The following is a 12,537-nucleotide window of genomic DNA, read 5'->3' on the forward strand; positions in this document are numbered from 1 at the left end:
TTCCGGAGAAGGCGGCTCCGCGTGCTGGATATAGAAACCGGTGACGATGCCGACATGCGCGTTGGGCGTGTTCATGACGGCCTCCGCGGCGCGAACAAGATTGCCTTTTGCCCATTCGGTCATCTGGCCGATGTCGCGTTTGGCTTTACGCCCAATGATCGCCTCGATCCGGGCTACTGACTCGTTCACTGTATCCATCTCGACTTGCCTTCTCGAAGGTGCCGTGTTGGTTCTGCTGGGCTTTCCGGTCGCCCTACATGATAACAGACCTGTTGGGAGGACAGCGTCCCCGCTCTGTTGCTTAGGAAAATCGCTCCCGGGAAACTAGGCCATCCAAGGATAGTTCGTCAGGTTTGTGCAGGCTTCCGGGGATGGAAAAACTCTTCGACGGACTGTTTCGGGTCCTTGATCCGAGAGCGGTCCTTGCGATCGTTCTTCTGTGCTTCGAGCTTCTGCAGGAAACGGAAACGCGGCGATCGGGTCGCCTGCCCCGATCGGCCGTGCTTAGTCATGCCGAAACCCTTTTGGCCGCCATGCGTCATTTGATCACAAACGAAAGCTGTGCGGCTCATTTCACCCGGGAACCGCCACCGGGGCCAAGCTTCATGCGGTTCGCGAAAGCACAATCAGACGGAAAGATAGCCCTGATCGGCAAAAGGCGGGAGGCTGGAACGGTCGGTTTGCGAGAAAAGAACACCATCGGGATCAAGCCGCTAATCGCCGCGGCCATTTAGGGTCAGAGGAGCTGACCAATGTGGACATAAACGACGACAATCGACGGCTGGTTTCGTTTGTCCGAAATCTCTATCTTGCTGAGAGGGGCGGCTGCGCTGTTAGGAACAGTCACCCCCGTTTCTGGCCCCTTTGAGGGGGCTTAGAATCTTCCATAGGCTATGGAAGTTGGAGATGGAGGGGGTTGCGCCCTTGGGGCCTTGGATGAACCGCCCCCGCACGATGCCATCTCCCGATCGCTGAAAAGCTCTGAGCGAGGAAAGTTCGCTCAGGGCTTTGCATTAGACGCCCGCCGAAGGCGATTGATAGTCACAGCGCAGCTGCGGAATTCAATCTCGCCAGCTCGGCCATCGACGATGGCGATCTCGTCCTCGATTTGACAAGCTCGCTCGCGCGCAGACGGGCTAAATCGAAGAACCCATTGCAACCGTGCTTGTCGCCTGTTGCAGCGCATGAGTCGGCTCCTGGCCCCCAAGCGGCCGTTGGTGGATGTCTGCCATTTCGCTGCTATTAAGTGATAAGCAGACATCCGTCGAACGGGCCGAAAATGACGCGAGTGACCCGATGCAGTCTACAATTGGCGAGCAACCTGATTTGCAATCCGAAGTGGATGTGATCCCTACGATCACGGCACGAAACAACTCTCAGTGTTGAGCGCCAGCACCCTTGTTGCTGGGCGAATTGACCGTCGTACAGCCGACCAGATCGCTGCATCAGCCCAACAAGTGAGAACCATTACCCGAAGTACGCCTCATGCACTTGCTTCGTTTGACTGAGCTCGCCTGGCTCGCCAGCGGCGACGACGCGGCCCTTGGAGAGGACGTAGCCGTAGTCGGAGATCGCGAGCGTCTGATGGACGTTTTGTTCGACCAGGAATACCGTGATGCCCTGCTGGTTGATGCGGCGGATGATATTGAAGTTCTCCCGCACCAGGATGGGCGCGAGGCCGAGCGAAGGCTCGTCGATGAGGAGAAGCTTCGGCGCGCGCATGAGTCCCCGGCCAATCGACACCATCGCCTGTTCGCCTCCCGACATGGTGCCGGCAAGCTGATCGCGCCGCTCGCTGAGCCGCGGAAAGGTGGCATAGACATGCGCCAAGCGCTGCGCAACAGCCGCGTCCGATCGCTCCTGGTACGCGCCCATCCGCAGATTTTCCTCGGCCGTGAGCTTTGCGAATACCCGCCGCCCTTCGGGAATGCAGGCGATACCGGCCGCGATCACCCGATGGGTCGGAAGTCCCGCAAGGTCGAGACCGCCGAATCGGATGCTGCCCCTGTTCGGTGGCGTCAGTCCGAGGATCGAGCGGATCAACGTGGTCTTGCCGGAGCCATTTGCACCGAGGAGACAGGTGATCTTGCCCGACGCGGCCGTCAGCGAGATGTTCTCCAGCACGTTGGCCTGATCATAGGCGGTGGAGACGCCTACGATCACGAGCGAATTGGCCCCGTGGTTCGTCATTTTAGACCCAGATACGCTTCTTGCACCATTCGGTCGGCGGCGATCTCTGCGAATGTACCAGCGGCGATCTTCCGGCCGAAATTGAGCACCACGCAACGGTTGGTGATGCGTTCGATGACACCCATCTCATGCTCGACGATCACGATTGAAAGCCCATCGATTCGCTTCCGCACTTCCAATATGTCGTCCATCAACTGGCTTGTTTCCTCATGCGTCATGCCGGCGGAGGGCTCGTCCAGCAGCAGCAGCTGGGGGGCGGCTGATCAGTGCGCGGCAGATCTCGATGCGGCGACGGTCGATCATGGGCAGGCCCGCGACCGGCTCTAGCATGCGCCGGGCGAGCGGCGGATCGAACACCTCGACCAACGCCTGCGCTTCGGCAAAGCTCTGCTCGAATTCGGCCTTGAACGCCTGGCGCCTGACGAGGTTGAACCACAGGCCCTGGTGCAGGCACTTGTGGTTGCCGATCATGATATTGTCGAAGATCGACAGCGGCAGAGACAGCCGCGAGCGCTGAAAGGTGCGCGCCACTCCTGTATGATAGATGGCTTGCGGAGTGGCGCGCGTAATCTCGACGCCGTCGAAGGACACGCGACCTGAATCTGCCGAGTAGATCCCAGTGATGACGTTAAAGAATGTGGTCTTGCCGGAGCCGTTCGGGCCGATCAGGCCAACAATGTCGCCCCGTGCGACATCGAGGTCGAGATGATCGAGAGCCAGGACACCGCCGAAGCGCCTGGTCAAACCCCGTGCCTCGAGCACCAGCGGCAGTTCTTCACGCGGCGCTGGATTTTGGGTCATGGCTGCCATCCGGGGAAATATCTGCGCACCGGCCGCGGCAACAGGCCCTCGGGCCTGAACAGCAGGACCACCACGACCAACGCGGCATAGAGCAGAAAGCGATATTCCTGGATGACCTGCAGCTTCTCCGGAACGATGACGACTATCACGGTTGCCACGGCCACGCCCCAGGGATTGCCAATGCCCCCGAGCAGCAGGATCGATACCAGAACGAGCGAGTCGGCGAACGTATAGTTATTGGGTTGGACGAAGCCGACGACCATCCCATGCAACGTGCCGGCGACGCCGATCAGGAAATTGCCGAGCAGGAAGGCCGTTATCTTCCAGCGCACGATATTGAGTCCGAAGCACCCGGCGGCGGTCTCGTCCAGGCGCAGCGCATCGAGATTGAGGCCGATCCAGGATCGCTCGAGCCGTCGTACGAGGACGAAAGCCAAGACCACGATGATCATGCTCATGATGAAATAATTGAGATAGAACGACAGCTCGACTCCACCGATCTCGATATTGTCGTTGAACGACCACCCGAGGATCGTCATGCCTCGCACCTGAATCCCCTGGGGACCTCCAAGGACCTCGCTCACCTCCAGAAAAGTCTTGAACAGGAGCGCAAACGCGATGGTGACCAGCGCCGCGTAATGACCGCGCGTGCGCAAGACGGGCAGCAGGAGTAGTGATCCGACCAGCGCCGCCATCAGCCCGCCAATCAGGAGGACGAGCAGGTGCGGAATGGCGGTGTGCTGATTGAGCACTGCAGCCGTGTAGGCACCGATGCCAAAAAATGAGGCGCCTGCAAAGTTCAGTACCCCGGCATAGCCGAACTGGATGCTCAGCCCAAGTGTCGCGACAGTGTAAAGCACCACGGTGCAGACAAGCAGCAGGACGAAATGGTCTTCGTGGAAGACCGCGCCAATCGCGAGCATTGCGACAATCGCGAGCAGCCCCAGCATGTCTTCCCGCTCGCTGAAACTGTGCGCAACGGGCTTCAGCAATCCGAGCCGGTTAGCCGCGATAACGGCGCCGACGCTAAGGGCCAGCAGCGCGATGATCGCTTTCTGATTTTCGACCCGCAGGAGGATAATCAGGAGTATCGTGACCAAGACCAGGGTAGCGGCTCCCGGCAGAAGCGACCGCCTTGCATCGTTTGCCGAACGCGCCATGTCACACCCGCTCGCTCAACTTCTCGGGAATGAGACCGGTCGGTCGCCACGCCATGAGCGCGATCACCACGGCGAACGCAAACACGTCCTTGTAGGCGCTCGCGAAGGGCAACGCGACGGCGCCGATGGTCTGCAGCCCGGCGAACAGGAATCCGCCAAGTATGGCACCGTAAATACTGCCGAGCCCGCCGATGATGGCAGCGCTGAATCCCACCACGCCGAGATAGAGCCCGATACCGAAATTGATTTCGTTGTAATAGAGGCCGTTCATCAATCCCGCGAAGGCAGCCAAGGCGGAGCCGATAGCAAACGTAGTCAGCACGATGGCGTTGAAGTTCACGCCCATGGTCTTGGCTGTCTCCTCATCCTGCGCGACCGCGCGGATCGCAAGGCCGAGCTTTGTCCGGCTAAGCAGGAGCTGCAGACCGACGATCACAAGCGCGCCGACCGTCAGGAGGATCGCGTTGTCCAGCCTGAGGTTGAAATTGCCGATGTTGATGGAATCAGCCGGCAGCAGCCGCGGAAACGGCTTGGGATTGGCGCCGTCAGGATAAAAAAGGCGCACTGATTCACGCAGAACCGTGCCCAGCATCAACGTGATCAGAAGTGTGTTGAGGGCCGGGGCGGAGCGCAAAGGCAGGATGAATGCCCGCGCGATAAGGGCGCCTAACAGCGCCATGGCGCCGATGGCCGCCACCAGCATGGCCAGGAGCTCTACCGCATCGGAGGTGAGGCCGATGCTCTGCAGTCCAATGAATGAGGCCAGCGCCGTGAAGGCGCCGACCGTGAGCACATCGCCATGCGAGAACTTGATAACGTCCAGTACGCCGAAAAACAGTGTGAAGCCCACGGCAACCAGCGCGTACATCATGCCGAGCATCAGCCCATTCATAGTGTACTGGGCAACTAGCCCCAGATCCATGCCGCGACTCCAGCCTGTCGGGAGCAAGACGGAAAGATCCTAAACTCTTGCTCTCGTGCCTAGGCTACTTCTGGCCCAGAAGCTTGCGTTTTCCGGACGCATATTCGCTGTCCTCCCAGACCACCCATTTTCCATCCTGAGCGACGAAGGCGGTAATGAGGGCGACCGTGTTCTGTCCGTGGTCGTCAAATGTGATCTTGCCGACGATCGAGTCGCGATCCTTCACCTTGTTGAGGGTTGCTTGCACCTTCTTGCGGTCGGGCCCCACCTCCTCGATCGTGTCGAGGATCAGGTTCATGGCCGCGAAGGCGAAGCCGCCATAGGCCTCGGGCGGGTTCGGGTAATTCTGGGCGTTGTATTTCTCCAGGAAGAACTTTCCACCCGGCAGCCGCTCCGTCGGGCCGCCTTCGATGAAGGAGAGCGAGCCTTCCGCCAGCTTGCCGAGACCGTCGATATAGGAATCGGACTTGATCCCCGACGTTCCATCGAACAGCACATCGTTCAGCCCGAGCTTGTCCATCTGACCGCGAATGCGCACGCCGATCGGCGTCAAACCGCCGAAATAGATGCCTTGCGGATTGAGCGACTTGATCTGGGTGAGTTCGGCGCTGAAATCCTGCTGATCGGAGGTGACGCCGAAGGTACCGACGATCTGGCCGCCGTGCTTGGCGAGCGCTTCGCTAAAATATTTGTTGTGTCCCTTGCCGTAGTCGGTTGTGTCATGGATCACCGCAAAGGTCTTGTAGCCGAGGCTCGACAGCAGCTCCGCGTTGCGCTCGTTCTGATTGATCATCGTGCCATTGACGCGGTGCACCTCGGCATACTTGTTCCGATAGGTAATGTCGGGCAGCACCGCGCCCCACACGATCACCGGCAGGCCGAACTTGTGATAAACATCGACCGTGGCGATAGCCACTGCGGAGCAGTAATGCGTCGCAGCCGCGATGATCTCCTTGTCGGTCGCAAGCTTGGTCGCCTGTTGAACGCCGACATTCGGCTTGCATTCGTCGTCGAGCGCGACCATCTCGTATTCGTACCTGGCCTTCGCATCCGCATTGCGGAGCCGCACAGCGAGATCTGCGGAATTGCGTCCGCCGAGACCATTGGCGGATGTGCCGCCGGTTAGCGGACCGATAAAGCCGACCTTGATCTTGTCCTTGGCATAGGATGATGACACGCCCCCAGTAACGCCCAAGGCTCCGGCGAAAATGAAAGCGGCTGCAAGCGGCAGAAACCTGTTCATGCGGACCTCCTCCAAGTCCGTCTTGCCCCAGCCGGCGAAACATTGCGGATGCACGGTTGCGACAGATGATGCTGCAGCCTAGCAGCTCGCGTTTTCCCATCGCTAGTCAAGCCGTGGCCGACCGACCTCTTCAAGGCGCTGGTGACCGCAACGCTGGTGACCGCAACTCAGAATTGTGGATCACGTGTGGAGCAGACGGCTGCTAACAGCATAGCACTTCTGCAAAGCCCCTCAAAGGCAAGGTAGACTCCGCCCTACGAGTTTGCATTTGGCGGAGCGCCGCACACGCCGCCGGATCATCCCTATCGCATCATTGTTTGCGAAGTCCTGGCGCCTTGCTGGTGATCGGCGAAATCCTCGGCCGTCCGTTCCTGCTGCTGGCGTCGACGATCGCCGGCATTCTGATCGGCGTGCTGCCGGCCATCGGTGGCGGCGCCGCCAACATGATGGCCTACGCCAAGGCGAAGAAGTTCTCACATGGCCCTGAACTGAACTATGCACTGCCTGCTGACGCGTCGGCCGTCGAGCGTAGACCGGACAGAGACTAGCGGCGTCATCCGGGACGATCCGACCGGTTTGACGGCGCATGATGTCGTAGCATTCGCAGGACGCTTGCTCGAGACGCCCCTCTATCGATTTCGATAAAGCCCCCGCCCCCCTCCTTCCTAGCTATGCGCCGGGTTGCCCCCCGAACGACGATCTCGTAACCCGGCTTGATTGGCTTGTTCGGAGCAAAGAGTGAGTTCGCGAACAGATTGACGCAGAGCACGACAATGCAGCTCCCCCCAAATCGCTTGCACGATCTTGTTCAGCTCAAAAGATTCCATTGCGGTCGATGCTGATGCGGATCAGGCAACCAGCTGCCCTGCGCTCTCACTGCCGTTCACCGTTCAATCTATGCGCGGCGGCTTTGCAGCGTGGGGCGCCCCGGTGTTCTGGGTGCCCAACCATCCTACGGTCATCAATGGATCCCCGGTACGAACTCTGCCGCCCGGATCGCGACGATTTGTTAGGTAGTTCCCGCCGTGAAGCACGGTGTCGGGAACCGTGGCATTCAATAGTCGTTTCGAGATCAGTCCTGGAACTGCGTCCCGGAAAATCGGTGGGATCCCTCAACCGGGGCGAAGCGCGCCGCGGGCGCCACAACTGATGGTCAACGGCAATGAAAAAGGCCGTTCCTTCCAACAGCCAGAACTCCCGGATGCTTCGACGCATGGCTATCATGCTGGTCGCTGTCGGACTGGTTTTGGGGTCGGTGTTCGGGTTTGAAGCCTTTCGGGCCAGGATGATCCAGAAGTCGATCGCCGGACTGCGCAACCCGCCGCAGACGGTTTCCACGATCGCGGCCGGCACGCAGCGGTGGCAGGACCGCCTGGAGGCCGTGGGCAGCACCCGGGCGGAAAAGGGGGCCGACCTCAGTCCGCAGGTCGCCGGTACCGTCAAAGCCATCCACTTCCAGTCCGGCGAAGAAGTCGAACAGGGAACACTCCTCGTCGAGCTGGAAGACGCCGATGACGTCGCGCACTTGCACGCTCTGGAGGCGATGACGGCGCTGGCGCAGCTCAACTACGATCGCGACGTCAGGTTGCTCAAGAGCCAGTCCGTGAGCCAGCAGACTGCGGATACGGACCTGGCAACGCTCAAGAACGACCAGGCGCAGGTTGCGCAACAACAGGCGCTTGTCGGCTACAAGTCGATCCGAGCACCTTTCTCCGGCCGAATAGGCATCCGTCAGGTCGACCTCGGCCAGTATATCGCGCCGGGCACGCCGATTGTAACGCTGCAGAAGCTCGATCCGATCTTCGTGGATTTCTACCTGCCGCAGCAGGACCTGGCAAAGATCAGGGTCGGCCAACCCGTCATTGCGAAGGTCGACACCTATCCTGATCAGAATTTCACCGGCACGATCATGGCGATCAACTCCCTCGTCAATGCGGCGACCCGGAATGTCCAGGTCCGGGCGACATTCAAGAATCCCGACGAAAAGCTGCTGCCGGGAATGTTTGCGACCGTCGATATCGATGTGGGGACGCAGAAGGATTACGTGACGCTGCCGAAGACGGCGATCTACTACAACGCGTATGGAGATATTGCCTATCTGATCGAAGATGCCGGCAGGGACGAGAGCGGGCATGATCAAAAGATTGCGCACCAGGTCTTCGTGAAAACAGGCCAGACCCGCGGCGACCAAGTCGCGGTGTTGGCTGGAATCGAGCCATGCGATGTCGTGGTCACGGCCGGGCAGAACAAGCTGCACAACGGATCGCGCGTCCGGATCAATAACGAAGTCACCACGCCTTTCAGCGCGAACCCGCAGGTCTCAGAACAATGAGAGGTCTGCCATGAACTTCACCGACCTCTTCATTCGCCGGCCAGTTCTCGCCACTGTGATCAATCTGATCACACTCGCGCTCGGCCTGCGCGCTATGACCTCGCTGCCTGTGCTGCAATATCCGCGCACGCAGAATGCGGTCGTCACCGTTACTACCACCTATTATGGCGCTGCCCCCGATGTGATCGTCGGCTTCATTACAGCGCCGCTCGAGAACGCGATCGCCCAGGCGAACGGCATCGATTACATGAGCTCGAATAGTGCAAGCGGCGTCAGCACGATCACCATCAACCTCCGCCTCAACTACGACGCCGACAAGGCACTGACGGAAATCAACACCAAGGTCAGCTCGGTGCTCAACCAGCTTCCCTCAGGGTCGCAGCAACCGGTGCTGAAGGTGCAGATCGGTCAGACGATCGACGCCATGTATCTCGGCTTCGACAGCGACGTGCTGGGACGGAATCAAATCACTGATTATCTCATCCGCGCCGTCCAGCCGAAGCTGCAGGCCGTACCGGGCGTTCAGACTGCGGAAATTCTGGGCGGACAGAACTTTGCTCTGCGGGCGTGGCTCAACCCGAAAAAGCTGGCTGCTTATGGCCTCAGCGCCGCAGATGTCGCGGCTGCGTTGACGCAGAACAATTTCATCTCCGGGCTCGGCACCACCAAGGGACAGATGGTGGAAGTCAATCTCACGGCATCGACCGGCCTACATTCGGAGAGCGAATTTGCCAACTTGATTGTCAAGCAGGCGGGTGGCGCGATCGTGCGATTGAAGGATGTAGCAAACGTCTCGCTCGGCGCGGACGACTACGACACACAGGTCGCATTCGACGGCAAGCCTGCGGTCTATATCGGCATCCAGGTGGCGCCGACCGCCAACCTGCTCGACGTGATCGCGGGCGTGCACCGGATCTTCCCGGGCATACAAGAACAGCTGCCCAACGGACTGCACGGACAGATCGTTTACGATTCCACCAAATTCGTGCGCGCGGCGATCTACGACGTCGTGCAGACACTCGTCGAGGCCCTGCTGATCGTCAATCTCGTCGTGTTCCTGTTCCTGGGGTCGGGGCGTTCCGTCCTGATCCCGATGGTCGCGATCCCGCTGTCGCTGGTGGGCGCCTTCACCATGATGCTGGCGGTCGGTTTCTCGATCAATCTCTTGACGCTGCTGGCGCTGGTGCTTGCGATCGGGCTCGTGGTCGACGATGCCATCATCGTCGTCGAAAACGTCAACCGTCACCTTGAGGCCGGCAAGGCGCCGGTCGTTGCGGCGATCGAGGCTGCGCGAGAACTCGGCCGCCCGATCATCGCCATGACGGTTGTCCTTGTCGCGGTCTACGTCCCGATCGCGTTCCAGGGCGGTCTGACCGGCGCGCTGTTCACAGAATTCGCATTCACCCTGGTCGGCACGGTGACAATATCGGCCGTTGCCGCGCTAACGCTGTCGCCGATGATGAGCTCCCGTCTGCTCAAGCCGCATGGCGCAACGCGCGGTTGGCAGGCACGATTCACTGCCCTCATTGATCGCCGTTTTGAGGCGCTACGTCGTCTTTATCTGAGCTGGCTGCACGGCAGCCTCGACTATATACCTGTAACAGGCGTCTTCGCACTGCTCGTGCTGTCCAGCATCTATTTCCTTTATGCAGGCACGAAGAGCGAACTCGCCCCCCAGGAAGACCAGGGTGTGGTGATTGCGACATCCACGTTGGCGCCAGACGCGACCTTACAGCAAAAGGTGCTGTATGCGCGGCAGGTGTTCCAGATCATGAAGAAATATCCGGAGACCGATCACGTCTTCCAGATCAACTCGCCTGCGCGCGTGGTTTCAGGCATGGTGCTGACGCCGTGGGACGAGCGCACAAGGACGAGCAACCAGCTGCAGCCGATCGTTCAGCAGCAACTCGACCAGGTTGCCGGGGCGCGGATCGCCGCCTTTCAGCTGGCGCCGCTGCCGGGCAGCCAGGGGTTGCCGATACAGTTCTTGATCAAGACGACCGATTCGTTCGACAAGCTCGACGATGCCGCCCAGCAGTTCCTGAAAGCTGCGATCGACAGCGGAATGTTCATCTTCCTCGACACGGATCTGAAGATCGATAATCCCGAAGCAGTCGTCGAGATCGATCGCGACAAGGCTGCGCAACTTGGGCTCAAGATGAGCGATGTCGGCAACGCGATGGGGGGCGATGCTGGGCGGTGGGTATGTGAACTATTTCAGCCTCGACCAGCGTTCCTACAAGGTAATCCCGCAAGTCCAGCGACGGTTTCGTCTGAATACCGATCAACTGCTCAACTATTACGTGGCCAACGTTTCGGGCATTCCCGTGCCGCTGTCGACGATCGCGCACATCGCAACCAAAACGGTCCCGGAGACGCTCAATCATTTCCAGCAGCTAAACAGCGCCGCCATTCAGGGAGTTGCGGCGCCCGGCGTAGCGCAGTCCGACGCACTGGACTTCCTCAGCAATCTTGCTGTCAAGACGTTACCGCGAGGCTACACCGTCGATTACAGCGGCTTGTCCCGGCAATATATCCAGGAATCCTCCGGCTTTGTCGCCACGTTCGGATTTGCGCTGGTGATCATTTTCCTGTCGCTTGCGGCGCTGTTCGAAAGCTTCCGCGATCCATGCATCATATTGGTATCGGTGCCGATGTCGATCGCCGGCGCGTTGATCTTCGTGAGCCTCGGCATCGGTGGCGCATCGCTGAACATATACACCGATGTCGGTCTGGTGACGTTAATGGGCCTGATCAGCAAGCACGGCATTCTGATTGTCGAATTCGCAAACGAGCTGCAGCGCGGCGGCGTCGCCAAGCGCGACGCAATCGAACAGGCGGCCGGAATCCGATTGCGGCCGATCCTCATGACCACCGCGGCAATGGTCTTTGGCGTGGTTCCGCTGATCCTCGCAAGCGGCGCTGGAGCGGTCTCGCGTTTCGACATGGGACTTGTCATCGCAAGCGGACTCTCGATCGGTACACTGTTCACGCTCTTCGTGGTGCCGGCCATTTATCTCCTGATCGCGACCGATCATTCCCGCCAAGTACAAGCAGCCCAGGACGCATCACAGCTTGCGCCGTCAGGTGATGAGGCGAGGACAGTCTGACCCGGCAATCCGTCTCACCAGCTCGGCCCGCAGATGCGTTCGACCGGACTCCAGCGTGACTAGATTGCCGTGACCTCATGGGCTCGGGAATGCCTTAGACAACCTGAGGTGGTCCACGCATCCAAACTCTTTGGACGCTCGTGCTGAAATTTGCTCGGGCTGGCGAAGCGCTCTCGACGTTCTTCTTGGCGATCACTCTGTTGTCAGATCGTTGCGCATAGCGCTTCCGCTGTTGGCTCGACTCGGACCACCGGCGACATCTGCTTTCGCGCCGCTGTCAGAAGCAGAGCGGCCATCAAAAGGCCTGATCCGATTCCCCCGATTGTAGATCAGCTCTGGTTTTTTCGCTTTCGGCGCCCAATATTGACCCCACTATGGATCGATTAACTGACTGAGGCCGCGTCCAAAAAGATTGCCGTGACCGGGGTCAAGGTTGGGCTCTGACGCAATTTTGGTGCAGCTCACTCATTCGGCACCTATCAGTCTGGCTTGAAGCAGATCGATTTTTCCGCGGCCGTACATTTGACGTCTTACGAGCTTGAGGCGAGTAATCTGACCTTCAGTCTGGCCGTTGGACCAGGGCGACGTGATTGCCGCTCGAACCGCTGCTTCATCGTTCGTTACGCCGCGGGCGAATGAGGCGACAAGGCTGGCGCGAGCGCGCTCGATCCAGGATGACAACTCAGCGGCGGCTCTGCGCCGGATCATCCCGTGGAATTCGGCTACGATCTCTCGAGCTTCGACAAGGGTGGGAACGCCAGCTTCGACGGCGGCGACAG

The 12,537-nt window shown here is 59.7% G+C and carries 11 protein-coding genes and 1 pseudogene; 4 read left to right on the forward strand and 8 right to left on the reverse strand.

All coding sequences use genetic code 11. From position 1 onward, the window contains the following. Window positions 1–198: hypothetical protein (locus AC629_RS06150; protein WP_210419000.1), on the reverse strand; the 198-nt coding region annotated here is incomplete at its 3' end. Between the two features lie 173 nt (window positions 199–371). Between AC629_RS06150 and AC629_RS06155 the strand changes: the two genes are divergently transcribed. Continuing rightward, window positions 372–734 (forward strand): hypothetical protein, encoded by a 363-nt coding sequence (locus AC629_RS06155; RefSeq protein WP_084803855.1) that lies wholly within the window; start codon window positions 372–374, stop codon window positions 732–734. 733 nt (window positions 735–1,467) lie between these two features. Here AC629_RS06155 and AC629_RS06160 read toward each other — a convergent pair. The 6 genes from AC629_RS06160 to AC629_RS06180 form a co-directional block, all read right to left on the reverse strand. Next, window positions 1,468–2,190, reverse strand: a complete 723-nt coding sequence (locus tag AC629_RS06160; protein ID WP_084803856.1) for an ABC transporter ATP-binding protein — start codon at window positions 2,188–2,190, stop codon at window positions 1,468–1,470. Continuing rightward, window positions 2,187–2,408, reverse strand: coding sequence for an ABC transporter ATP-binding protein C-terminal domain-containing protein (locus AC629_RS48330; protein ID WP_245331727.1), 222 nt, complete (start codon window positions 2,406–2,408; stop codon window positions 2,187–2,189). The genes AC629_RS06160 and AC629_RS48330 overlap by 4 nt, the downstream gene beginning before the upstream one ends. Further along, on the reverse strand, window positions 2,398–2,991 hold the full coding sequence (locus AC629_RS06165) for an ATP-binding cassette domain-containing protein (RefSeq protein WP_245331728.1): 594 nt from the start codon (window positions 2,989–2,991) through the stop codon (window positions 2,398–2,400). Before AC629_RS06165 ends, AC629_RS48330 begins: the two co-directional genes overlap by 11 nt. Then, window positions 2,988–4,151: a branched-chain amino acid ABC transporter permease gene (locus AC629_RS06170; protein WP_084803857.1), complete on the reverse strand. Its 1,164-nt coding sequence runs from the start codon at window positions 4,149–4,151 to the stop codon at window positions 2,988–2,990. The genes AC629_RS06165 and AC629_RS06170 overlap by 4 nt, the downstream gene beginning before the upstream one ends. Window position 4,152: 1 nt before the next feature. After that, entirely contained in the window at window positions 4,153–5,073 is a 921-nt protein-coding gene (locus AC629_RS06175; RefSeq protein WP_084803858.1) for a branched-chain amino acid ABC transporter permease, read from the reverse strand. Between the two features lie 64 nt (window positions 5,074–5,137). Continuing rightward, window positions 5,138–6,316, reverse strand: coding sequence for a branched-chain amino acid ABC transporter substrate-binding protein (locus AC629_RS06180; protein ID WP_084803861.1), 1,179 nt, complete (start codon window positions 6,314–6,316; stop codon window positions 5,138–5,140). Between the two features lie 341 nt (window positions 6,317–6,657). Between AC629_RS06180 and AC629_RS06185 the strand changes: the two genes are divergently transcribed. The 3 genes and pseudogenes from AC629_RS06185 (at window position 6,658) to AC629_RS48335 (ending at window position 11,758) form a co-directional block, all read left to right on the forward strand. Next, the gene (locus AC629_RS06185; RefSeq protein ID WP_168195406.1) at window positions 6,658–6,864 is read left to right on the forward strand and encodes a tripartite tricarboxylate transporter permease; all 207 of its coding nucleotides are present in this window, start codon (window positions 6,658–6,660) and stop codon (window positions 6,862–6,864) included. A gap of 614 nt (window positions 6,865–7,478) precedes the next feature. After that, complete coding sequence (locus AC629_RS06190; RefSeq protein ID WP_245331729.1) at window positions 7,479–8,648, forward strand: efflux RND transporter periplasmic adaptor subunit; 1,170 nt, start codon at window positions 7,479–7,481, stop codon at window positions 8,646–8,648. 10 nt (window positions 8,649–8,658) lie between these two features. After that, a pseudogene (locus AC629_RS48335) lies at window positions 8,659–11,758 on the forward strand (efflux RND transporter permease subunit). A gap of 465 nt (window positions 11,759–12,223) precedes the next feature. Here AC629_RS48335 and AC629_RS06200 read toward each other — a convergent pair. Continuing rightward, the coding region (locus AC629_RS06200; RefSeq protein WP_143198945.1) for a transposase at window positions 12,224–12,537 on the reverse strand (314 nt) is incomplete at its 5' end.

Origin of the sequence: Bradyrhizobium sp. NAS80.1 (assembly GCF_001908205.1) — a bacterium.
In the GTDB taxonomy this organism is placed as follows: domain Bacteria; phylum Pseudomonadota; class Alphaproteobacteria; order Rhizobiales; family Xanthobacteraceae; genus Bradyrhizobium.